The following is a 24420-nucleotide window of genomic DNA, read 5'->3' as shown; positions in this document are numbered from 1 at the left end:
AAGGTTTTATAACCCAATTATTTTAACGAGCGCTTAACACTGTACTCTATGGCGGGGGCTTATTTTTGTATGGATTTGTTTATGGAGCATATTCTTTCAAAATACTTGTATCCCCTAGGCCTGTTACTCCCCTTACTTTTAACAGGCTGTAAAACGGAAACTCAAGAGCAAGCTGGGACTTGGTTTGGTGGCGAGATCATCAACCCAAAAGCAGACTATGTCTTGTTGACCAAGAATTCTCGTTTGGTAGATACCATCTATCTAGACAAGAACAACTTTTTCAAATACCGTTTTGATAGCCTAGTACCTGGCCTGTACAGTTTTATTCACAAGGAATACCAACTGGTTTACATTGAACCGGGAGATAGTATTATGTTGCGAGTAAACACCTTGGACTTTGACGAATCTTTAGCCTATTCGGGTGAGGGAGCGGAAAAGAACAATTATTTGATCGATATGTTCTTGCACAATGAACAAGAGCAGAAACTCATGCCGAGCTTCTATCAAAAATCTCCCGAGGAATTCAGCGCTTCTCTAGATAGCATGCGTGCTATCCGTCTTGAGGTCTTGAATCGATTTAAAGAAAAAAATGAGTCCTCTGCAGGATTCAATACCGTCGCTCAAGCGAGTATCGACTTTGATTACTATTCCAAGAAAGAATTGTATCCTTTTGCGCATTACGGCAGCAATCACTTAGAGAATATGAACTCCTTGCCAGCGGATTTCTACGCCTTCCGCAATCAGGTGAACTACGGTGATGCCCATTTGTACACTTATTATCCGTATTACCGATACATTTCTTCTTATCTAGATAATGTGAGTTATACCACTTATATGAATGGAGCGCGTTTTGATCGAACCTCACCGGTTCACACCAAAGCAAAACTGCGTCTTATTGACAGTGTGATCACCCACGATTCGTTAAAGAACAATTTACTCTACGCCACAACCAGACGTTATTTGATCAACTCTAAAGATCAAGAGAGCAGTAGAGAGATCTTCCAGCTGTTCCTTGACAAGAACAGCAGTGAAAAACAGCACGGAGAAATGAAGTTGTTGCAATCTGCCTGTGACAAAATGATTCCAGGGAACCCCTTACCGAATCAAATGGTGGTTACCACAGAAAATACTATTAAAGACCTGCACAGTTTGATCAACCGACCTACGGTTCTATTTTTCTGGTCTGCGGGATCTTCTTCTCACAACAAACGCATTCACAAAAAGGCGGCAGAGATGCGCGCCAAGTATCCTGAGTTTGACTTCATCGGGATCAGCGTGGATCAAAACCATGAAAAATGGTTAAAGACCATGGCAATGCGCACCTTTAATGAGAAGACTGAATACCGCTTCAACGACGCTGCTACAGCAGAGCGTGAATTGGTGCTCAACTCACCCAATAAGGCGATCATCATTGATGCTAGTGGTATGATCATTGAAAACAACACCAACATCTTTGGCTCCAACTTTGAAGTCCAGTTGTTGGGCTATCTCAATAGTTCACCCTTCCAATAGAATTTTTACTTGCTTAGTTTCCTTTGCGATAGTCTGCAAGGAATTTGTCCAAGCCAATGTCTGTCAAAGGATGCTTGAGTAATCCTTCAATAGAACTCAATGGCCCAGTCATAACATCAGCACCAATCTTCGCGCAATCAATAACGTGCATGGTATGACGCACAGAAGCGGCTAGAATTTGCGTTTCAAAAGCGTAGTTATCATAGATCAATCGGATCTCGTTGATCAAGTTTAGACCGTCTGTAGAGATGTCATCCAAACGTCCAATAAATGGAGAAACATAAGTAGCGCCAGCCTTCGCAGCTAGAAGGGCTTGCCCAGCAGAGAATACTAAAGTACAGTTGGTGCGAATACCATTATCACTAAAATACTTGATGGCTTTAACACCGTCTTTGATCATAGGAACTTTAACAACGATCTGCTCGTGCAAAGCAGCAAGCGCTTTCCCTTCTTCTATCATGTCTTGATGGTTGGTAGAAATAACTTCTGCGGATACATCTCCGTCTACGATATTACAAATATCTACATAGTGTTGACGAATGTTCGCCTCCCCGGTAATGCCTTCTTTGGCCATTAGCGATGGGTTCGTAGTAACACCGTCAAGGATTCCCAATTCTTGGGCTTCACGGATCTGATCAAGGTTGGCAGTATCGATAAAAAATTTCATAAAATTCCTGATGAAGTGATTATGGGTACAAAAATAAACAACCTCTACCCGCTGCAAAGGGATAGTAGCAAGAAATTATTGACCAAAACTGTTAATAACTGCTAGAGCTTGTAGTGCTTTCTAAGCATAGATTCGTACCAGGTGTCTGGCAATAGTCGTTTAAGCACTATGGAAAGGCGCTGTAGTGGCGCACCAACACGGTAATGCACCTTTACCTTCTTTTTGTTGATGAGCTTGTGGATGAAGTTCGCCATAGCTATAGGATCCTCACCGGCATCAACGTGTTCATTCATTAGATCGAGAGATACCTTATAGTTCTTGTAATAGGGCGAATCTTCTTTTAAAGGAGCGTGATAGCGCCCGGCTGCAATATTGGTAGCAAAATCACCCGGAGCAACCGTAGTAAAGGAAATACCGAATTCACGAGCCTCCATACGCAGCGTCTCCGTAACGACTCCCAAAGCAGCTTTGCTGGCGGAATAAATCCCGCGGTACGGCAAGCCCATATAACCGGCAATAGAGGTAATGTTGATCACACGTCCCTGCCCTGCTTCTCGCATGGCGGGTAATACTGCCTTGATCACACGGATAGGTCCGTAGAAATTGGTGTCAAAATTTTGGTGGATCTGATCATCTGGGGTCTCCTCTACTGGGCCTGTGATCCCAACGCCCGCGTTATTGACCAAAACGTCAATGCGGCCTTTTTCTGCGAGGATCCAGTTTACCGCCTGCTCAATGGTCTCGGGTTTGTTGACATCTAAAGGAATTAAAGGAAAGGGAGAATCTTTTACTTTGGAGGGGTTTCTGCTGGTTCCGTAAACCACCATGCCTTTGCTGTGCAAAAGCTCACCAATGGCTCTACCAATACCTGACGATGCTCCTGTTATAAAAACTACCTTACTCATAGATGTTGCGGTCAAAAATAGCAAATGAAAAATCCTTGACCAAAGGGCAAAAAAAAATGGCAAGCTACCTACATCACACCGCTACGACCGTCTACCCTTGCTGTGTTCCCACCCTGGGGGATTCAACAGGAGCTGGTTGTGTAGGACTTGCCGCTGCAAAGATACGCTCATTCTTAATATTTGCAACGAATTTTAAGGTGAATTTAAAATCTGTTTCTGTTGATTTTGACCTAAATTAAATAACTTGCCAAAAAATTTGGAATGAACTTTTTCAAGACGCTCTTTCTGCCAATTTCAATCGCCTTATTGCTAGGGGCTTGCGCAGAACCCACCATAAAAGAAGCCCACTGTTTCAATTTGAACTTCTCAGACGCCAAAGCAACCATGAAAGCCGATGGCAGCATGAGTGTAGATCTATACAATGCCAATCAGCAGCAAGTAGATTCTGTAGCTTACTTCATGGACGATGTGCGTTTTGCTTCTTCAACGGACGGCAAGGCTTCAATTACCATTAAGGATGGAAAAGTTGGTGTGCGTAAAATTTTAGCGCGCGTCTATAGTGGCGAAGATCGGTTTGTGGCCCAAAAATCCATTACGGTTTTGGCCGCTAATCCTCCCAAAGGTTATACTTATGAAATTCTAGAGACCTATCCACACGATATAAAAGCCTTTACGCAAGGAATTGAATTTGTCGGTGATACCCTCTATGAAAGTACCGGGCAATACGGCCAGAGCACCTTGCGCAAGGTGAATTACCAAACGGGAGAAGTATGGAACTCTGTGGCCTTACCTGGAAATCAGTTTGGCGAAGGTCTTACCGTAAAGGACAATAATATCTACCAACTTACTTGGCAACGCGGTATTGGATTGATCTATGACCGCGAAAGCATGGAAAAGCAAGGCTTTTTCAATTATGGAAACAGTCTGCAAGGTTGGGGTCTTTGTAATGATGGTGAAAAGATCTATAAAAGCGACGGAAGCTCCCGCATCTGGATTCTCAATCCCGAGACGCTTATGGAAGAGGACTATATCGAAGTCTACACCCACAGTGCCAAGATTGACAATATCAACGAGCTTGAGTTCATCAACGGAAAGATATACGCCAATGTTTGGCAGCGAGATGCTATTGCCATCATCAACCCAGAAACGGGTGTGGTTGAAGGGGTGATCAACACCAGTTCCCTAAAAGAGCAAGTCACCCAATACGAGCAGGCCAAAGATGAGAATGTACTCAACGGAATCGCCTATAAAGGGGAAGAGAACATCCTCTATTTGACTGGGAAGCGTTGGGAAAAACTCTTTAAAGTTGCCATAGCGGAAGTACAATAGTCCTGTTCCCTCATTCAGGAGGGTCGTTCCCTCGTTCTATCTTTTAAATCTCTTGGAAAAGCAGGTGATTTGAGTAACACTTAAATCAACCTTATGGCCAAGAAGATTACTATTCAGATTCCCGAGCCTTGTAACGAAGACTGGAACCAAATGTCTCCTGATGGACTGGGCAAGCATTGCGAGAGCTGTGCGAAAACTGTGGTAGACTTTACGGCTCGCACCGATAAATTCATCGCTTCCTATTTTAAAGAGCACGACAATATCTGTGGCCGCTTTAGACCTGACCAGCTCAACAGACCCATTGATCTCTCTGCACGCAGAAATTCCGTTCTGCCTCCGCTAGCCGCATCTTTTATCTTGCCCTTGGCCATGCTGGCGGCAGGATCAGCCTACAGTCAGCAGCAAAGCTCAACACAGAATAACCCCAGCTACGTATCGCTAAACATCGGCAGTCAAAAACAGCAGATCTACAAAGACATTAAAGGCGTAGTTACGGATACCGCAGGAAATCCTATGCCTGGAGTTAGGGTCACCATTTTAGAAACCAACGATCAGATCCAAACAGATAACAAAGGAACTTATCGCTTAAAGGCTCAGGTAGGACATACTTTGCGTTTTAGCTCTTACCTCTACCTCACAGAAGAAATTCAGGTCCACGAACATCAAGATGTTTACAGCTTTGCCCTGCAATACAGCCCAGAGCATTTACCAGAAGTAGTTGTTGTAGCTCAAGTGGTTAAAAAAGAGGCCCGTGCTGTTAGTGGATTTACTGTGACTGTTACTGAAACGGAGACAACCACCACGAATACCGTGAAAGAAGTTCTAGAAAACAAAGCGGCAGTATGTGGATTGAATGAAACCGCCACTGATGTTGATCTCGTAGCCCCAATAGCCAAAGACAGTATATATGTCACTCCTGCTGCAAAGATCATCAAAGTAGAAAGCATTCTAATGGACGCGGAGGGTATAGCTATTCCTTTTGAAAAAGTAGCTATCGCTGGAACACAGGCCGCAGTATATACAGATGCGGACGGCTATTTTAGAACCGACCTGCGACCTACTGATGAACTCATTTTTGAGGTAACCAACTTCAAGCCGGTAACCCTCAAGGCTTCAGAAATTCAGGCCGAGACCGTATTGGACCGCAAATGGGAGAAAATGATCATGGGTGGCGTTATCTACGGTATTGAGATCACTTATGAAGGGGTTATCCCTTGGTATCGTATCGGGTACAATCATTCGGAGAACTTTAACGGGAACCCAAAGTTGCAGGCAGAAAAAGCGCGCAACGCCAACACGGTGGCCTTTGAACGAATCCAAAGAGAAAAGAAAAAGCAAGCGCGTAAAAACAATCAGCAATAAAAACAAAGCATCATGGGAAAAAAGATCAGCATTCAAATTCCGGAACCCTGTCATGAAGACTGGAATCAAATGAGCCCACAAGAGCGTGGACGCCATTGTCAGGTTTGTGAAAAGACCGTTATGGACTTTACCAATAAGACCGACGCCTTCATTGTTAAAGCACTAAAAAGTGATTCCAACCTTTGCGGTCGTTTTAGGAACGATCAACTCAATAGACCTATGGAATTCAATCCAAGACGCTACTCGCTCATTCCGCCCTTGGCAGCCAGTTTTATTCTGCCTTTAGCGCTTTTGGCCAGTACCTCTGCTTATTCACAAGGTGAACCGCTACCAGTAAGCAATAAATCCTATGTTTCTTTAAATATAGGAAGTCAACAACAAGATTATAAAGACATCAAAGGAGTGGTTAAAGATACTGCTGGGAATCCTTTGCCAGGTGTACGGGTGACCATAGTAGAGACCAACGATCAAATTCAAACCGACAGTAAGGGAACTTACCGCCTACGCGCTCGTGTTGGCCACACTTTGAGGTTTACCTATTATCTACACCTCACAGAAGAAATTCAAGTACATCAAGATCAAGACCTTTATAATTTCGCGCTGGTTTACAATCCACAGCATATGCCAGAAGTGGTGGTTTGTGCCACAGGCATTAAACGCGAGTCAATGATCTTGGGTAGAATTGCTCCGAAGCCTGTTAGAGAAAAACCTGTTGACAGCACGGCTGTGATTCAGTTTAAAGGCACTGTTTTAGACGATACAGGCTTACCCTTACCCGGAGTCAACATCCTAGTAAAAGGAACAGACCAAGGCATACAATCAGACTTTGACGGTAACTTTGAGATCGAAGCTGCAGAAGGACAAAAGCTCGTACTGCGCTATGTGGGCTTTGTCACTCAAGAAGTGACTGTAGTGGAGCAGCAAAAGACCATTGAAATGCAATTGGATACTGAGATCGAAGAATACTACCAATACATCACTGTTGGAATCCCCATATGGCATGAACCCAGCAGACCGGTAGATTTTAGATCGTCTTACAATCCGTCAACTAATTTCAACGGAAATCCTCAGCTACAAAGAGACCGCGCTCGATATGAGAACACAGTAGCTTTTCAACGTTTGCAGCAAGAGCAAAGAAGGGCGCAGCGTAAAGCGCGGAAAAAACGCAAATAAGGCGCTCAGCACAATAAGATGCTATGCAAAAAGTTATATTTTTACACAAAATAGATCTTTATGCGAAGCTTACTTGCCCTGACTATCTTGGGCTTTGTTGTTCTCCTTTCCAGTTGTCGTAACGATTTTGAAACCGTACCCAATACGGGCCAATTGGAATTTTCTAGAGACACTGTCTTTTTGGACACGGTCTTCACCAATATTGGTTCCAGTACTTATAATCTTAAGGTATATAACCGTGGAGATGAAGACATCAACATCCCAACGGTGCGTTTGGGACAAGGAGAAAGCTCGCTATATCGTTTAAATGTAGACGGAATTCCAGGCAAGACCTTTGAAGATGTAGTGATCCGAGCCAAGGACAGCATCTTTGTCTTTGTAGAGACCACGATTGATATAGAAGAATTCTCAGCTACGGCGAATCAGTTTTTATATACGGACCAGATTGAATTTGACAGCGGAGGCAATCAGCAAGATGTGGAATTGGTCACTTTGGTTCAAGATGCTGTATTCCTTTTTCCTGAGCGTGATGCGGATGGAGTTGTTGAAACGCTCAATCTCGGGACCGATGCTGATGGAGAACCGATTTTGATTGAAGGATTTATTTTGGAGGACGACCAGCTCACCTTCACCAATGAAAAGCCCTATGTGATCTATGGTTACGCGGCTGTGAATGCAGGCGATGTTTTGACGGTCAATCCAGGAGCGCGTGTACATTTCCACGCCAATAGCGGAATCCTTGTGGCTAACACAGCGACCATGATTGTAAACGGAGCTCCGAGTTCAGACCCTGTAGCCCTTGAAAATGAGGTTATTTTTGAAGGCGATCGATTAGAACCTGGTTTTTCTGATGTACCTGGACAATGGGGCGCCATTTGGCTCACTCAAGGAAGTACCGGTCACACCTTTACCAATACAACAATTAAGAACGCCACCGTAGGTATTTTGATGGATAGCAACGACGGCTCCTCCTCGCCTACTTTGAGTTTGAATAATGTACAGATCTACAACAGTTCTAATGTCGGTCTTTTGGCCCGTACTGGCTTTGTAGACGGACAGAATGTTGTGATCAACAATGCAGGGCAATCGGCCTTGGCTTTGACTTTTGGCGGTCGATACAACTTCCGTCACTGTACTTTTGTCAACTATTGGAACGACAGCTTTAGAAGCTTCCCTGCCGTACAACTAGACAATATCTTTGTGGTGAGTGAAACAGAGATTCAGACCTTAGATCTCATTGAGGCGAACTTTATCAACTGCATCATTTACGGAAACGAGAATATTGAACTCGGTCTACTAGATAGCGGTGAAGCGGCATTTAACTTCAACTTCACCAATACCTTATTGCGTTTTAATGACGTACAAGGGGTGTTTGATGAGAATCCTTTGTATGACTTTACCAACGTGGCTCGCTATAACAATTTAGTGGTTAATGAAGATCCATTGTTCAAGGCGCCTTTTGAGAATGAGCTCAACATTCCAGACGAATCTGGAGCCAATGGCCTAGACGCCTCGGGAACACCAATTGTGCCCTTTGATATTCTGAATGTAGCCCGAACCGCTCCTTTTGACGCTGGAGCTTATGAAAGCGCAGTTATCCCAGACGACGATTAAGGTTTGTTGATACGGTAAACTTCCAACGGACCGTTGTTGTTGGTCACTAACAAACGTTGTTCTCCGTTACTCAAGGATAAAACGTCAACGTCCTTAGCATCACCACGGCCAGCTAAGCCTGTAAGACTAGAAGGAAGTACTTCAAAACTACCGTCTTTAAAATTCATTACAATTCCGCGTGAGGCATCATAACGGGTAGTCTCAACTTCTGTCGGATAGAGGTTCCCCACAGCAATGATCTCCATTTGTCCGTCGCCGTTAAGGTCCGTCAATTCAAAATCCATAATTGGAGCTACTTGCGCCATACGCGGTAATTCCACGCGCGTAAAATCACCTCCGCCTTCATTGATCAAAGCCATGTGATGAAAGTCCTCCACACTGTAGTGCAAGGCTCCAGCCAACTTATCATCTCCAATGATCTCCTCTAAAGAAGCATTAGCAAAGGACTGGAAATTGGTGAACTTGTCTAGGATGAACGGCATCTGCTCAGAAGAACATTCACGACCACGCATAGGCACTAGTTTGCCCTTATAATCTTTAGAAAAGACGATATCATAAGTACCGTTGTTGTCAAAATCATCACAGAAGACGTGAAATGGCTTTCCTTCCTTGGCCGTCATCTTAGAATTGGTTCCCAGATTACCTAAAAGATAATCCATATCACCATCGCTATCTAGATCAGCCTCTTGAATGGCAAACCACAGGCCGTTAGAGGTATCAAAGCCTTTGAAGTTCTGTTTTCTAAAAGTTCCGTTATTGTTGGCAAAGAATTGGATGGGACTCCACTCCCCAACAATTACTAGATCTTTATCTCCGTCACCGTCATAATCAGAAAAAACGGCGCCGGTCACTAGGCCTACATTCTTGAGATCGGGCTGGGTGATGTTCTGGAATCGACCATTTTGATTTATCAACAAACGAGATTCTGGCGAAAAAGGATATTTATCAGGAATCACCCGACCACCGATAAAAAGGTCGGTATCTCCATCACCATCTACATCTTCTGCCAAGACCACTTGATTACTCACGGTCTCTGCAGGCAATATCCCCAAAGTTCTTTTAAAAACTCCAGCTCCATTATTCTCATAAAGTCGATCTTGGTAAAGCGCGTCTCCCGCTGGCGCTGCTGCACCACCGCTGGCCACATAAAGGTCCATATCACCATCGCCATCAAAATCTAAAAAGGCTGCCCCAGTGTCTTCATAAGCCGCGTCTTGCAACCAACCTGAGGTTTGATCTACAGAGAAACTACCGTCGGCTTTTTGCATGTATAAAGCCGCTGGACTGCCTGCTGCTCCACCTACAAAAATATCTACAAGCCCGTCTGCGTTCACATCTGCCTGAGCGCTGAAAGGCCCATTCTGAGATTGCGAATAAGGCAAAAGTACTTGCGCTCTAAAATCGTCAAAACGATCTTCCTTATGGAAGTAAAGCAAACCTGTTTCCTTAGGGTCTAACTTGGCCATCAGTGGTTTTTGTGACTCGTCTTGTTGCTTTACTGAACTGGCTCCACCGTAGGAAAGTTTAACTCTGCTGTTCGCAGGAACTGCGGATAAACTCTGAGTTTTTCCATCGGGCCAAATCACTTCTATACTACTTACTTGAGCAGCGGTTCCTATTCCCAAAACTGCAGTGTAGTCTACAGAAGATAAGTATCCACGTGAAGGATAGTGTTCGTAGTAAACAATTTGATCGTCAAGGGTAAGGGTAACTTTGGCTCCAAGTCCAAAACTATTTCCTTTAGGACCTTCCAGATCCAGCATTAAAGCGTTCCCACTTTGGCCGGAAGGACTGTTGTTTCGGTAAATGGCTGCCTCAGCATCCATATTGTTCAAAATCATATCCAAGTCACCATCGCGGTCCAGATCGGCATAGGCCGCACCGTTGGAATTAAAATTGGCGTTGTCTACCCACTGGGTGGAAACATCGCTGAATTTTAGATCTCCGTTGTTCTTGAATACCTGATTCGGCGTAACATCAGAAGGGACAATTTCTAAATACTCCTCCAGAGAAAGCGGTCGCTGTAAAGCATCTTGTTGACTAAAGACCTTCTCTTTAATGTCGTTGTCGTTCAGATTCTCTTTAATACCGTTGGTGACAAACAGGTCACGTTTACCGTCCAGATCAATGTCAAAGAAAAGCGGCGCCCAGCTCCAATCGGTCTTTGCAATGCCTGCAAACTGCCCGAGTTCGCTAAAACTGTTATCTCCATTGTTGATCTGCAAAGAGTTCAACATATACTGATGGTGGAACCCAAAATGCACAAAAGCATTGAATTTATCGGTGTCCATACTCGGCATAAAGGTTTTGGATCTGATGTGATCATCTGGAGTCATGTCCGTGATATAGATATCCAATTGTCCGTCGTTATTCACATCCACAACATCACTACCCATACTGTAATAGGTAATATGTTTCATGCTTTCGCGAACCTTATTATTGAAGGTCTTGTCTCCGTTATTCACATAATAAAGATCAGGCTCACCAAAATCAGTGGATACGTAAAGGTCTGGGTATCCGTCTTTGTTTAGGTCACCCACACCGATAGCGTTTTTGTAACCGTAATTTACAAGGCCAGCTGCATCGGTCTTTTCTACGAATTTGCCGTTGTCATTTTCATAGAAGTTATCGGTACGCAATACCCCATCATTGATGGCTTTTACGTAGCTGCCAAAGCTCTTCGGATTTTTCTTGTCTGATCCTGGCACAGGATGGTTCGCCAAATACATATCCAGATCTCCGTCCAGATCGTAATCTAAAAAGGCCGCTTGAACACTGTATGTTTTGATATCTAAACCGTAGTCTGAAGCTTCCTCTGTAAAGGTTCCATCACCCTGATTGATAAACAAGCGATTGGCGATATATTGTTTATTCGCATAAGGTCCAGCTTTACAAACGTAGATGTCTAGGTGTCCGTCCGAATTGATATCCACCATATTGACTCCATAGGACCAACCGTTGACATACTTACCCAAACCGGCTTCTACGGTCACTTCCTTAAACTTAAAATTCCCTTGGTTGAAATAGAGCTTGTCATCTACAGAATTACCCGCAAAGTAAATATCGGGCAGATCGTCCCCATTGAGATCACCTACGGCAACGCCGCCACCATTGTAGATCTGCGTGTAGGATCTGTGGTTTTTGTATTCGGTCTCTACGATCCCATTTTTAAAACCTACTCCTGTCGCTGCTGGGTCCAACAGCTCTAAAAAGGTTGTAGTGGTATTGTCTGCATCAATGGATGACGCCAACGGGCGGTCAACACTGGCAATACTTGGGCTATTATCACAACTCTGCAGCACTGCCGCAAAGGCGCACGCTATCAATCCGAGGTACTTCATTCAAGTCACATTTAGGGCGCTTACGCGCGTTCGAAGTCCTCCAAATATAGCCGTGTAGTTTTAGATTCGCAAGCCTCTAAGCGTTAAATAAAGGACGTCCCGCCATCATCTCATTTACAGCCTTGGCAACGGCTTCGAGTTCGGCAGTATCTTCTGGTGCTTGGATCACGCGATCAATCAATGCAACAATAGCATCCATGTCGGCTTCTTTTAGACCACGAGTGGTAATAGCTGGCGTTCCAATGCGGATTCCAGAGGTCACAAATGGCGATTGCGTATCAAAAGGCACCATGTTCTTATTCACGGTGATCTCAGCTTGTCCAAGAGCTTCCTCAGCCAGTTTCCCAGTGATCCCTTTGTTGCGAAGATCAATAAGCATCATATGGTTGTCCGTTCCTCCAGAGATCACTTCATAACCTCGATCCACAAAAGCTTGAGCCATGACGCTGGCGTTCTTTTTAACTTGAACCATATAGTGTAAGAAATCATCAGAAAGCGCTTCTCCAAAGGCAATCGCCTTAGCTGCGATCACATGCTCTAAGGGTCCTCCTTGATTTCCAGGGAAGATCCCACTATCCAACAAAGACGACATTTTTCTCAAGTTTCCATTTTTGAGTGTAATGCCGAATGGATTCTCAAAGTCTTTCCCCATCATGATGAGGCCGCCACGCGGTCCTCTCAAGGTTTTGTGCGTGGTAGTGGTGATCACGTGGCAATGTGGAACCGGATCTGCAATAAGGCCTTTAGCTATTAGACCGGCTGGGTGAGCAATGTCTGCCATAAGTAGTGCGCCTACTTTATCAGCGATGGCTCTAAAGCGCGCGTAATCGATCTCACGGGAATAAGCACTCGCCCCTGCAATGATCATCTTGGGTTTTTCACGCTTGGCGATCTCTAAGATGGTGTCGTAATTCAATAAACCGGTTTCCTTATCAACTCCATAGAACACAGGACGATAAAGCTTCCCAGAGAAGTTCACGGGTGAACCGTGGGTCAAATGTCCTCCATGAGCCAAATCAAAGCCCATAAAAGTGTCTCCTGGTTTTAAGCAAGCAGCAAATACCGCAGTGTTGGCTTGTGAGCCCGAGTGCGGCTGAACATTGGCGTATTCCGCACCAAAAAGTTCCTTAGCACGCTCAATGGCCAATCGTTCCACTTTATCCACTACCTCACATCCTCCATAATAACGCTTGCCGGGATACCCTTCTGCGTATTTGTTGGTGAGTACAGAACCGGTAGCCTCCATAGTTTGCGGACTCGCAAAGTTCTCAGAAGCAATGAGTTCCAATCCGTTTAATTGACGTTGTTCTTCTTCTTGAATCAGTGAAAAAATCTCGGTATCGCGTTGCATTTGATCAGCTTAAAAATTACGAAACCAAAAATACACATTAGATGCTTTTTCACCATCTAAAATCCTATCTTTGATTAGACGATTTACCAACACTTTATTAAGAATCAACCATGCCATTATCTGCAAATAACCCAGAGCTCACTACTTGGCTCGATCATGCACCACAAACGGATTTTCCGATCCAAAACATTCCTTTTGGAGTTTTCTTGACACGTGACGATATCATTACTATTGGAACGCGAATTGGTGACTACGCCATTGACCTAGGTGCCATGCATCAACTGGGCTATTTTGACGGGATCGACTTGACGGACGATATCTTTCTTCAAGACAGCTTGAACGATTTTATCTCTGACGGTAGAAAGACCTGGCGTTTGGTGCGCAATCGTATTTCTGAAGTGTTTGAAGCCAACAACCCTAAACTGCGTGACCATGCCGAGCATCGTGATGTGATCATTTTTACTATGGATGAGATCGAGATGCAATTACCGGTAAGCATTGGGGATTACACAGATTTCTACAGCAGTAAGGAGCACGCCACCAATGTGGGAAGTATGTTCCGCGATCCCGATAAGGCCCTTTTACCGAACTGGATGCACATTCCTGTGGGTTACCACGGACGCAGCTCTTCCATTATTCCTAGTGGCATTAACATTAGAAGACCTAATGGGCAGACGATGCCTCCGGGAGCAGAAACGCCTGTTTTCGGTCCTTCAAAACGTGTGGATTTTGAGTTGGAAATGGCCTTTATTACTACAGATGCCAATCATTTGGGAGAACCGATCGCTGTGGATGAAGCAGAGGATTATATCTTCGGATTGGTGCTGTTTAATGACTGGAGTGCTCGCGATATTCAAAAGTGGGAGTATGTGCCACTAGGGCCATTCTTAGCTAAGAATTTTGCTTCCAGTATTTCTCCGTGGATCGTCACCTTAGATGCCCTGCAACCTTTTAAAGTGGAAGGTCCAAAACCAGAAAAACCACAGCTGCCGTATTTACAATACACTGGCCCAAAAAGCTACGACATCAACCTAGAGGTTTATCTGCAACCTGAGGGCGGTAATGAGCACAAGGTATCTACTTCTAACTTCAAGTATATGTATTGGAATATGGCGCAGCAACTCGCTCACCATACGGTAAACGGATGTAATGTAGTTAGTGGTGATATGATGGGAAGCGGAACCATCTCTGGCCCTACCCCAGATTCTTATGGCTCTATGTTAGAACTTTCTTGGGGCGGTAAGAACCCGCTGCAAATGCCAGACGGTACTACTCGATCTTTCATTGAAGACCATGATACTGTAATTCTTAAGGGATATTGTCAAAACAGTGAGGTTCGTATTGGCTTTGGCGAATGCCGTACTAAGTTACTGCCAGCTTTATAGAAGCTCACTGCTTCATGGCCTTAAGTCGATTGTTCGCATTGACATTCTCTGGATACAGCATCAAAGAACGCTCAAAGGCGCGAGTGGCCTGAGGATATTGATTCGACAGAAAATAGGCCTCTCCAAGACTGTCAAAGAGATTGGCTGATTCTGGGTACAACTCGGTCGCAAACTTAAGCACAGCGATTCCGGATTGCTGTGATTTTGGGTTAAAGAATAAGTGAAGACCTAAATTGTTCAAATCTCCTTGATGAAATTTCTGTTCGAGCTTTGCTTTTTTGTACAGAGTCATTAGATCTGCGTAGTTCTGTTTTGCTGCAAGTTCGTTGAATTCTGCTAAGCTCATAGGTTGAGCCTGCTTAGCCTTTGTTTGATAGCTAAACCGCTCTGAGCTAACGGAGCTACCTTTTAGAATCTCATCAAACTTTGAAGGTGAAAAATCATCGACCTTTAAAAAAGCATCCAAAAAATGACGGCTGTACTCGCAAAGAATATTATAAGACTCCATAATGAGCTGATCTGATGTGTCTTGTCGCTGATCGCGATTGGCAAACAAGACTCCAAAACTGCTGAAATTGCCATGAGTCAAATCCAACATCTTGAGTTGATAGGCTGGAGCCTTGCCCAAACGGTCGTAAAATTCAAAATCCGTGTTCAATGCAGGATCAATTCCATCTTGCTCCAAAACCGCCACGGGTATATCTTTTTGAGAAAAATGAATGAAGGGAATGGCGAATTCATTCTGACGATAAAAAGGCGAAGCTGCCAATGTTTTAAACTGATACTTCACACTTCCGTCAAGACTCACATTTGCTTTGATCTTTTTGTTTCTGATACAAGCCAGCACATTAGAAATCCCCCCGAAACTGAAACCCATGGTTGCAATTCTGCTCGTATCTACAAAACTGAAATCATCTAAGGCATCAATGATAAACTCAATATCACGAGCTTGAGTTTCCAGATCAAGGAGTGTACCTCCGGTAAAACTGCGGTTGTAGGCACCACGGCTTGGACTGGCAATAACCACATATCCATAACTGGCTAAGTACTCACAAAGAGCAAAATTCTCGGTTGAGGCCGCACCATAACTCGGCGCATACACGACGACCGGGTACTTCCCTTTACATACCGCTTGATCCTTTACGGCCTTGACCTCTTCCAAAAGATGGGCCTTGTTCTGCGCATTGGGCGCATAATAGAACCAATTTAAGATCAAAGAATCTGGTAAGTATTCCCATTCTTCTTCCAACTTGAGAACACGCATATAATCCATCACCTTCATAGGAGCAGAAGCGGAGGTTGACTGCGCAGGAAACCAAATACTCAAAGGAATAGGACGTGCAATGGTTGCTGTAGTCCAATTTCCTTTCACGTTGTAGCTGCGGCTGTTGTCTATTAGTTGTGTGTAGCGATAGCCCACTTCATAGGGACCATAATCGAGGTTTAAGTCTGCTACAGAGGTTTGCCCTTTAGCAGAAATTGAAACGAACAATAGGAAGGCTAGAAAATAATTACTCATAAGGATAGTGTTACCTTACAGAGCTTACTTCTAAAAAATTGTTACACTCACTCTTAAATATAACGCTCTAAACTAGCAGCCTGGATCTCATAATGAGAAGCGGCGTGAACTGTAGATCCATTTTTGATGACAATGAGCTGCGGACTTTGGTGAAGTACTTGAAACCGAATGGCGATCTCATTAGACAGGTCTCTGTAAGACAACAGATCCAAATAGTACGGCTGGATCTGTGATGCCTCGTAGTTGTAGGATCCTGTGAATTGACGCATGGTCATACTACTAATTCCACAACGTGTAGAATGTTTGAAGATCAAAACTGGTTTTGATTTGGAAAGTTCAACCAACTCATCCAGTTGTTTGATGTCGGTTAGTGGAATCCAAGGAATCTCAAATTGAGGTTCTTTTGGAGTCGATTCACTATTGAAGATTTTTTTAAACAGACTCATAGCACAAAAATAAAGGATTTAGATCAGGTTTTTAGCATATGTTATACCGCTGATCTTGACAATCTGTCGTACTAAAGCACAGTAGATTACGTCAAATTGACGCTTTTTTACAATGGTCTGAGTTTTGATTCCATAGTAGCGAATCCAAATCAAAGGAAAGACAATGAATTTTAATAATTACACTATAAAATCGCAGGAAGCCGTGCAGCAAGCGCATCAACTTACCCAAGAGTTGTCGCAGCAGCATATTGACCCTGAGCATCTTTTTAAAGCCATGCTGGAGGTTGATGAAAACGTGCTGCCCTATCTGCTTAAAAAACTCAATGTCAACCCCACTGCCTTGGAGCAGATTCTAGATAGAGAATTAGAACGAAAAGCCAAGGTGAGCGGAGCCGACATTATGTTGGGCAGAGAAACTGCCAAGATCCTCAATGATGCGTCCATTAGCGCTAAAAAGCGCGATGATGAATTCGTTTCTATTGAACATCTTTTACTCGCCATCTTTGAGAGTAAGAATACGGTCTCACAAGCCTTAAAAGACCAAGGAGTAACTACTAAAGTATTGGAAGCCGCCATTGAAGAGCTGCGTAAAGGAGAACGAGTAACCTCCGCCTCAGCAGAAGAATCCTATAACTCCTTGAGTAAATACGCCAAGAATTTGAATCAATTGGCGCAAGAAGGCAAGCTGGATCCTGTAATTGGTCGTGACGAGGAAATCAGACGAATTTTACAGATCCTCTCCCGTCGCACCAAAAACAATCCTATGTTGGTTGGAGAACCTGGTACGGGTAAAACAGCCATAGCTGAAGGCCTTGCCCACCGCATTGTGGATGGCGATGTACCTGAGAATTTACAACAAAAGCAGATCTATAGCTTGGATATGGGAGCGCTGATCGCAGGGGCTAAATTCAAAGGAGAGTTTGAGGAGCGCCTTAAAGCGGTCATTAAAGAAGTAACTTCTAGTGACGGAGATATTGTGCTGTTCATAGATGAGATCCACACCCTAGTTGGTGCTGGAGGCGGTCAAGGGGCCATGGATGCAGCCAATATCCTCAAACCCGCTCTGGCACGCGGAGAACTGCGCGCCATCGGAGCCACTACGCTTGATGAGTATCAGAAGTACTTTGAAAAGGACAAGGCTTTAGAGCGTAGATTCCAAAAGGTACAAGTAGATGAGCCCGATACAGAAAGTGCAATTTCCATCCTACGAGGAATCAAAGAAAAATATGAGAACCACCACAAGGTGCGTATCAAAGACGACGCCATCATAGGTGCCGTGGAGCTTTCTCAACGCTATATCACCAACAGATTCTTGCCAGACAAGGCCATTGACCTCATGGATGAGGCGGCTTCCAAGCTGCGGATGGAGATCAATTCCAAACCGGAAGAGTTGGATGTGCTGGACCGCAAGATCATGCAATTGGAGATTGAGATAGAAGCCATTAAACGTGAAAAGGACGAAGCCAAGCTGAAGATCCTTAGAGCAGACTTGGCCAATCTCAAGGAAGAGCGCAACGAGATCCACGCCAAATGGAAGCAAGAAAAAGAGGTGGTTGATAGCGTACAGCAGATCAAAACCGAAATAGAAGCCTTAAAGTTAGAAGCAGAACGTGCAGAACGTGAAGGCGACTATGGGAAAGTGGCTGAATTGCGCTATGGAAAGATCAAAGAGGCTCAAGAAGCCTTAGATTCCAAACAAGCCGAATTGGCTGCTCAGCAAGGTTCTGCCTTGATCAAAGAAGAGGTGACCCATGAGGACATTGCAGAAGTAGTGGCTAAATGGACAGGAATTCCTGTGACCAAAATGCTGCAAAGCGAACGCGAAAAACTATTGCAATTGGAGCAAGAGTTGCACAAACGCGTGGTGGGGCAACAAGAAGCCATTACCGCAGTAAGTGATGCCATTAGACGTTCACGCGCTGGGCTTCAGGATGCTAAAAAGCCGATTGGATCCTTCTTATTTCTAGGAACCACTGGAGTTGGTAAAACGGAGCTAGCGAAGGCGTTGGCCGAGTATCTCTTCAATGATGAAAACGCCATGACCCGTATTGATATGAGCGAATATCAGGAGCGACACAGCGTGAGCCGTTTGGTTGGAGCACCTCCGGGATACGTAGGCTATGATGAAGGCGGACAGCTTACAGAGGCTGTGAGACGCAGACCTTACTCTGTGGTTCTTTTGGATGAGATTGAAAAGGCGCACCCAGACACCTTCAACATTTTGTTGCAAGTTTTAGATGAGGGACGTTTGACGGACAATAAAGGGCGCGTGGCTGATTTTAAGAACACCATTATCATCATGACCTCAAATATGGGGAGCAACATTATTCAGGAGCGATTTGAAGCCATTAAGGATCTGGACAGCGCTATGGAAGCCGCCAAGGTGGATGTACTCGGCTTGCTAAAACAGGCCGTGAGACCTGAGTTCTTGAATCGAATTGATGACATCATTCTGTTCACCCCACTTACTAAGAGCGATATTGCTCAAATTGTGGGACTGCAGCTCAAAGGCGTGATTAAAATGCTCAATAAGCAAAACATCACCTTAGATGCGACCGATGAGGCCATCGCCTTTTTGGCCGAACGTGGATTTGATCCGCAGTTTGGAGCCAGACCGGTAAAACGAGTGATTCAAAGAGAAGTGCTCAATGCACTATCTAAGGAGATCTTAGCCGGAACAGTATCCGCAGAAAGTATCATCCTGCTGGACAGCTTTGACGGCAAACTGGTCTTTAGGAACCAAAATGATCTGGTCAACTCCTAATTGGATATGAACGTTAAAAGCCTCCCAAATTGGGGGGCTTTTTTGTAACATCACATCAGCATATACTACCCATAGTAAATTCATCGTATGCAAAAATTTCTACTCGGCCTTGGCCTGACAGTCACTACCCTCTTCGGCTGTAAAACACAAAATCTAGAAAATTCTAACCTCTGGGAGATATCAGGTAACGGTCTTGAAGAACCCTCTTATTTATTAGGAACTATACATATCGGCTGTAATCTGCAGTTGCCAGAGGTAGTTTACAATACTATGGATAAGGCGGACCTTTTGGTTTTAGAAGCTGATATGGACGATCCGGCTTACAATCAAATTGATCCAGCCAGTCTTATGATGGCTGACAATCAGAGTTTGAGCGATTTCTTTTCTGAGGAAGAAGAAGCTAAAGTGAAAAACTTTATAAATGGTTTTGAGGGCTTAAATTATGAGCGGCTGAAACATGTAAAGCCCTATTACACCCAATTTGCACTGATCACAGCACTACTTTCTTGTGATATAGAAGGTGTAGAAGTCAAACTGATGAACCATCTAAACGGAAGTAAAGAGATTGAAGGATTAGAAACCTTTGATTTTCAAAATGATCTCTTTGATGAGATACCTTATAAAGATCAAGCCCGATGTCTTTTAGTCATGGCGGAGCGCGGTGAGGCTAGTAGCCGAGAAGACTTTTATACTATGGTGGATCTATACAACAAGCAAGATGTGCAAGGCATGTATGAATACACCTCCAGTGATCCCGCTATTTTTCCCTTAGACTTTCTTCCGTTGATTCTAGACAATAGAAATGCAGATTGGATTCCTAAAATAGACAAGCTCTCCAAGGATCAAAGTGTGTTTTACGCCGTTGGTGCAGGACATTTAGGTGGAGAAAAGGGCGTGATCAATTTACTTCGGGAAGCAGGCTACACCTTAACACCCATAAAAAAATAAAATATACCGTTTGGTATTTTTTATTATCTTTGATAGTATAATGCGTCGCAATTATGCTTACTAAAGCAGAAAGAACATCCAAGTTTATTGTAGAGACCGTAGCTCCCATTTTCAATCAGAAGGGCTATGCGGCCACTTCTATTAACGATTTGACCAAGGCCACCGGATTGACCAAAGGAGCTATTTACGGCAATTTTGAATCCAAAGAAGCTTTGGCCATTGCTGCATTCAAATACAATGTCAATGAGCTCTTCAAACAGATCAGTTTGCATCAGCAAGAAAGTGATTCTGCCTTAGGAGCACTCTATAAGATCACCGAGTTTTACCGTTCTTACTATCAGTTTAGCAGGAAGTTAGGCGGCTGCCCTATTCTCAATGTAGGTGTAGATGCACATCACAACGAAAGTCCGCTAATGGCTCAAGTACAGCGTGTGATCTCTAAAAGTCAAGAGCATATTCAAGGGCTTGTTGAGCTAGCAGTTGCAGAAGGTGACCTTAAAGAAGAATTTGCTCAAATGAATTTTGGCAAGTTGATGTACACTAGAATCCAAGGAGCCATCTTTATGATGCAGACTATGGATGATCACAATTATGTGGTCGCTGCCGTTGATGCCTTGGATCAATTGATAAAAAACTACGAAACCTAATTTTTTTAACTAAAAATATACCGATTGGTATTTTATTATGGAAAATTTACCGAAAGTATTAGAAAGCGTGACTAAGATCCGATTTCAAGATTGTGATCCTTTTAATCACCTCAACAACGCAGAATACCTCAACTATATGATCAACGCCCGTGAAGATCAACTTATAGACCATTACGGCATTGATATTTATGAAATGGGACGTAAAGAAGGAAAGAGCTGGGTTGTGGGTAGTACACAGATCGCTTATATCAGACCCGCCTTTACTATGGAAGAGGTCAAAATAAGCAGCCAATTGTTGCATTTCTCAGACAATTCATTGCTTGTGGAGATGCGCATGAACGGATTGAAAAAAGGAGACCTCAAAGCCTTCATGTGGAGTAACTTTGTGCACTTCAACCTCTTAACACAGAAAAAAGAACAACATTCTGAAAAATTTATGAATCTTTTCAAAGCAGTAGCAAATCCGCTACCTGAAACGACATTTGAGCAGCGAATTTCGACATTTCGGTCGCAGAGGGTGTAACAAAGATTTTTCTGGGTCGTCATATTGGTGTATCAAACAAAAAACGAAACTCCAAAAAATGAAGATCATGGAAACTACAATCAACAAAAAGATACAACCTAAACGCAATCAAGCCTTAGCCGTTTACGTTGGGGTTGTTACACTAGTAACACTTTTCTACTCACTTTCTATCAGCATGTTGTAAGAAAGAACCAGAATTGGTGGTTGCCTAAAGGAAGCTCAGCGCTTCTTTTAGGCAATTTTATTTTATACCTTCCAAGCCGAAAAGCTCACTGTATGAAATCTATTGCTACTCTAATTGTCTTTTTGACCCTTTGCAGTCCCTTTAATGTACAAGCCCAGTCCTCAACAGAAGAGACTACAACCGTATATTACTGCATTAGACACGCAGAAAAAGACCGCTCTAACCCTGACAATAAAAACCCAGACTTAACTAAAGCAGGACTTACGCGTGCGGAAAATTGGGCTAAAGTATTCGCTACGGTAGATTTTGATGCCGTTTACAGTACAGATTATAACAGAACACAGCAAACAGCCGCTCCTACAGCAGCTTCCCAAGGGCTTGAGGTATTGTCCTATGACCCAAGTGATCTGTACAACAAAGACTTCGCTGCAGCTACAACAGGCAAAACAGTCCTGGTTGTGGGACATAGCAATACTACGCCCGTGTTTGTCAATGCCGTTTTGGGAGAAGAAAAGTATCCTTGGATGGCCGATGATAACAACGGCGGCCTCTACATAGTCACCAAAACCGGTGACACGGTAAGTGTTCAGATTTTACAGATCAATTAATCCTCAGGCAGGCTTACTTCCACATCCATATAGGTGGTAACGGCCTTTCGCTGCATATTCCCTGAATTATAGGCAATTCCCAAGGAATCAATACGAACGTCCTTATTGCGACCTGGAGTCTGGTAAAGCTCAAAGTCTGAAAAGAGCATGCCGTTTACCCTACGCTTGTATGCCGCAGCCATGAATTGCTTTCTGCCACTGGCTTCATCATTTTGCTTAGCGATAAAATCAATCTCATAGGTGTCTTTGCTGATCCAAAGCACATAAGCGCGGTGATCAGGGTCTCCACCGGGAATTTGCTTATAACTCACTTTGAGTTTGTGATAGGGCTTTAAGCGCATGTCCTCCATTCCTAAATACTCTAAGATCACATCATTCCCAGTAAGCGAATAAGGAATATAAAAATCATAGGCTACGTTATTGACGCGCTCTCTGATCAAAGTCATTTGACGCCCACCATGATCTACCAGACTATCGCCCATTTTATAGGTCAATCCGCCGTTAAAAGTATTCACCTTGTGTAAGACGCCATCTTTTTCCTGAGACATTTCATAGTCATAAGTATAGCCTTCTCGCTTGAGTTTAAAATCGTAATTGTTCAGTCCAAAACTGATGGTCGCTCCATCATAATGGCCTCCGCCGTGCGCTGCAATTGCACTGTCTAAGAGCGCTTGAGGCTGGATCTGTTGTTGAGGCTCCGCTTGCTGACAGCTCATCGCAGCAAACGTCAATATCAATAGTGATAGGTATAAATTAATTTGCTTCATCTGTGAGTTGTACCGTTACATTTTCTAATTCGATCTTAGAAACTTCTATCAAACTTCCTTGCTCGTATAGGTAATCGAGATCTTCTAAAGCCACATCGAGTCCTTTGGGCTTGAAATTGATATAATCTTGAACGCGGATGCCACTGATCTCCCGCGGATTGGTCGCTGCTCTAAAGCGAATTCCTCCTCCATCGGTCTCATAAGAATAAGCCAAATAGTCCATAGCACCGGTCTCGGTGTCAAACCAGTAAACAAATACGTCTTGAAAATCTACACCCCCGCCCTCTTGCTTGAATCGAACTTCTATTTCGTGATAGGTCTTCCCTTTAATTGAATCCGTTCCGAGTAGTTTTTTCTGAACCGCCGCATCGTTCAGTCCATAAGGCAGACGCGCAAAATAGTGCACGGAATTCACGCTGTTGGTGAACTTTACCTTCATAGAATCGACTATGTTCATCTCAAACTCGTCATTCAACACTTGGGTATAACCCGCATTAGTGACCCGGTCCGTAATCTTGCCAATGGCCTTGTTGTATGAAATCCGATCTAAAGTGAACTGACCTCCTTCTTGTAGCGAGCGGTACTCATAATCCCTGAATTTAAAGGTCATCTCTGCCCTTTCAAACTTGTCACCTCCGTGATACTCAATGGCGCGATCTACCAACTGTTGGGCCGTGAAATTAGGCTTGACCGTTCTGGGATCGAGTTGTTGCTGTTCTTGGTCCTTCACACCCTGATTGCAACTCATCAGACTTACAAAACAGAGCAAAAGGAATATTCTTGATGTGGTCATAAAACAAAAATACACAGAACACGCAATCTGCCGTAGTTCCCCGCTCTTAAAATTTTGATAAGACCCTTAGAAATTAGATTTAGTGTTAAATTTGCCGCATGAGTTTACAGAAACAAGTACAAATCAAAAACCGCAAAGCGCGCTTTGAATACGAGATCTTGGATCGGTATACCGCTGGGATAGTTCTGGCTGGTACGGAGATCAAGGCGATTCGTGAAGGGCGAGCCTCTATTGCGGAGAGTTTCTGTGAATTCAACGACCGTGGCGAGTTGTTTGCGATCAATATGACCATTGAGGAATATTCGCATGCGACGCACTTCAATCACAAACCCAAGAGTGAGCGCAAGCTCCTTTTAAACAGAAACGAGCTCAAAAAGCTCGAAAAAGAGGTCAAGAACTCTGGACTTACGATCATCCCCCTATTATTATTTACCAACGATCGTGGGCTTGCCAAGTTAGAGATCGCCCTATGTCGTGGAAAAAAACTCTACGACAAACGGGACACTATAAAAGACAGAGACAACAAGCGTAACCTTAGCAGGATCAAAAAGAACTTTAACAATTAATGGTAAATTTATGTTA

The 24420-nt window shown here is 43.8% G+C and carries 20 protein-coding genes and 1 other RNA gene; 12 read left to right on the top strand and 9 right to left on the bottom strand.

Annotated features, from left to right (window positions below; translation table 11 throughout):
* Window positions 1–48: 48 nt before the first annotated feature.
* Window positions 49–1512 (top strand): TlpA family protein disulfide reductase, encoded by a 1464-nt coding sequence (locus POW22_RS07665; RefSeq protein ID WP_272832046.1) that lies wholly within the window; start codon window positions 49–51, stop codon window positions 1510–1512.
* A gap of 13 nt (window positions 1513–1525) precedes the next feature.
* On the opposite strand, the gene fsa is transcribed toward POW22_RS07665, so the two are convergent.
* From fsa to ffs, 3 genes are all read right to left on the bottom strand, one after another.
* Window positions 1526–2179 carry a fructose-6-phosphate aldolase gene (gene fsa / locus POW22_RS07660; protein WP_272832045.1) on the bottom strand — a complete coding sequence of 218 codons (654 nt, stop codon included), beginning with the start codon at window positions 2177–2179 and terminating at the stop codon, window positions 1526–1528.
* 101 nt (window positions 2180–2280) lie between these two features.
* The gene (locus tag POW22_RS07655; RefSeq protein WP_272832044.1) at window positions 2281–3084 is read right to left on the bottom strand and encodes an SDR family oxidoreductase; all 804 of its coding nucleotides are present in this window, start codon (window positions 3082–3084) and stop codon (window positions 2281–2283) included.
* A 54-nt stretch (window positions 3085–3138) separates the two neighbouring features.
* Window positions 3139–3237: signal recognition particle sRNA small type (gene ffs, locus POW22_RS07650), an RNA gene on the bottom strand.
* Window positions 3238–3345: 108 nt separating this feature from the next.
* Here ffs and POW22_RS07645 point away from each other — a divergent pair.
* From POW22_RS07645 to POW22_RS07625, 4 genes are all read left to right on the top strand, one after another.
* Window positions 3346–4413, top strand: coding sequence for a glutaminyl-peptide cyclotransferase (locus POW22_RS07645; protein ID WP_272832043.1), 1068 nt, complete (start codon window positions 3346–3348; stop codon window positions 4411–4413).
* A 93-nt stretch (window positions 4414–4506) separates the two neighbouring features.
* The gene (locus tag POW22_RS07640; protein WP_272832042.1) at window positions 4507–5775 is read left to right on the top strand and encodes a carboxypeptidase-like regulatory domain-containing protein; all 1269 of its coding nucleotides are present in this window, start codon (window positions 4507–4509) and stop codon (window positions 5773–5775) included.
* Between the two features lie 12 nt (window positions 5776–5787).
* Window positions 5788–6948 carry a carboxypeptidase-like regulatory domain-containing protein gene (locus POW22_RS15410; protein ID WP_336407710.1) on the top strand — a complete coding sequence of 387 codons (1161 nt, stop codon included), beginning with the start codon at window positions 5788–5790 and terminating at the stop codon, window positions 6946–6948.
* A gap of 60 nt (window positions 6949–7008) precedes the next feature.
* The gene (locus POW22_RS07625; protein ID WP_272832041.1) at window positions 7009–8562 is read left to right on the top strand and encodes a hypothetical protein; all 1554 of its coding nucleotides are present in this window, start codon (window positions 7009–7011) and stop codon (window positions 8560–8562) included.
* Here POW22_RS07625 and POW22_RS07620 read toward each other — a convergent pair.
* Window positions 8559–11903, bottom strand: a complete 3345-nt coding sequence (locus POW22_RS07620) for an FG-GAP-like repeat-containing protein (protein WP_272832040.1) — start codon at window positions 11901–11903, stop codon at window positions 8559–8561. The two genes, POW22_RS07625 and POW22_RS07620, sit on opposite strands and share 4 nt — an antisense overlap.
* A 76-nt stretch (window positions 11904–11979) precedes the next feature.
* Window positions 11980–13254, bottom strand: coding sequence for a serine hydroxymethyltransferase (glyA, locus tag POW22_RS07615; protein WP_272832039.1), 1275 nt, complete (start codon window positions 13252–13254; stop codon window positions 11980–11982).
* A 110-nt stretch (window positions 13255–13364) separates the two neighbouring features.
* Between glyA and fahA the strand changes: the two genes are divergently transcribed.
* Window positions 13365–14639, top strand: a complete 1275-nt coding sequence (gene fahA, locus POW22_RS07610; protein ID WP_272832038.1) for a fumarylacetoacetase — start codon at window positions 13365–13367, stop codon at window positions 14637–14639.
* A 4-nt stretch (window positions 14640–14643) separates the two neighbouring features.
* Here the strand turns inward: fahA and POW22_RS07605 are convergent, their stop codons facing one another.
* Complete coding sequence (locus POW22_RS07605; protein WP_272832037.1) at window positions 14644–16158, bottom strand: dienelactone hydrolase family protein; 1515 nt, start codon at window positions 16156–16158, stop codon at window positions 14644–14646.
* 53 nt (window positions 16159–16211) lie between these two features.
* On the bottom strand, window positions 16212–16604 hold the full coding sequence (ytxJ, locus tag POW22_RS07600; protein WP_272832036.1) for a bacillithiol system redox-active protein YtxJ: 393 nt from the start codon (window positions 16602–16604) through the stop codon (window positions 16212–16214).
* Window positions 16605–16767: 163 nt separating this feature from the next.
* Here ytxJ and clpB point away from each other — a divergent pair, with 163 nt between their 5' ends.
* From clpB to POW22_RS07575, 5 genes are all read left to right on the top strand, one after another.
* Window positions 16768–19368, top strand: a complete 2601-nt coding sequence (gene clpB / locus POW22_RS07595; RefSeq protein ID WP_272832035.1) for an ATP-dependent chaperone ClpB — start codon at window positions 16768–16770, stop codon at window positions 19366–19368.
* Window positions 19369–19455: 87 nt separating this feature from the next.
* Complete coding sequence (locus POW22_RS07590) at window positions 19456–20316, top strand: TraB/GumN family protein (RefSeq protein ID WP_272832034.1); 861 nt, start codon at window positions 19456–19458, stop codon at window positions 20314–20316.
* Between the two features lie 53 nt (window positions 20317–20369).
* A complete protein-coding gene (locus tag POW22_RS07585; RefSeq protein WP_272832033.1) occupies window positions 20370–20963 on the top strand; it encodes a TetR/AcrR family transcriptional regulator in 594 nt (197 codons plus the stop codon).
* Window positions 20964–21000: 37 nt separating this feature from the next.
* Window positions 21001–21486 (top strand): acyl-CoA thioesterase, encoded by a 486-nt coding sequence (locus POW22_RS07580; protein WP_272832032.1) that lies wholly within the window; start codon window positions 21001–21003, stop codon window positions 21484–21486.
* Window positions 21487–21762: 276 nt separating this feature from the next.
* Window positions 21763–22278, top strand: coding sequence for a SixA phosphatase family protein (locus tag POW22_RS07575; RefSeq protein WP_272832031.1), 516 nt, complete (start codon window positions 21763–21765; stop codon window positions 22276–22278).
* Here POW22_RS07575 and POW22_RS07570 read toward each other — a convergent pair.
* Together POW22_RS07570 and POW22_RS07565 are read right to left on the bottom strand one after the other, a co-directional pair.
* Complete coding sequence (locus tag POW22_RS07570; protein ID WP_272832030.1) at window positions 22275–23045, bottom strand: DUF6503 family protein; 771 nt, start codon at window positions 23043–23045, stop codon at window positions 22275–22277. The genes POW22_RS07575 and POW22_RS07570 overlap by 4 nt on opposite strands.
* Window positions 23032–23793, bottom strand: coding sequence for a DUF6503 family protein (locus tag POW22_RS07565; protein WP_272832029.1), 762 nt, complete (start codon window positions 23791–23793; stop codon window positions 23032–23034). Before POW22_RS07565 ends, POW22_RS07570 begins: the two co-directional genes overlap by 14 nt.
* A 143-nt stretch (window positions 23794–23936) precedes the next feature.
* Here POW22_RS07565 and smpB point away from each other — a divergent pair, with 143 nt between their 5' ends.
* Complete coding sequence (smpB, locus tag POW22_RS07560) at window positions 23937–24404, top strand: SsrA-binding protein SmpB (protein WP_272832028.1); 468 nt, start codon at window positions 23937–23939, stop codon at window positions 24402–24404.
* Window positions 24405–24420 lie beyond the last annotated feature (16 nt).

It is taken from the genome of Gilvibacter sediminis, assembly GCF_028561565.1.
Taxonomy (GTDB): Bacteria; Bacteroidota; Bacteroidia; order Flavobacteriales; family Flavobacteriaceae; genus Gilvibacter; species Gilvibacter sediminis.
Note: the sequence above shows the minus strand (reverse complement) of the source record. Positions and strands in the feature narration are given on the sequence as shown.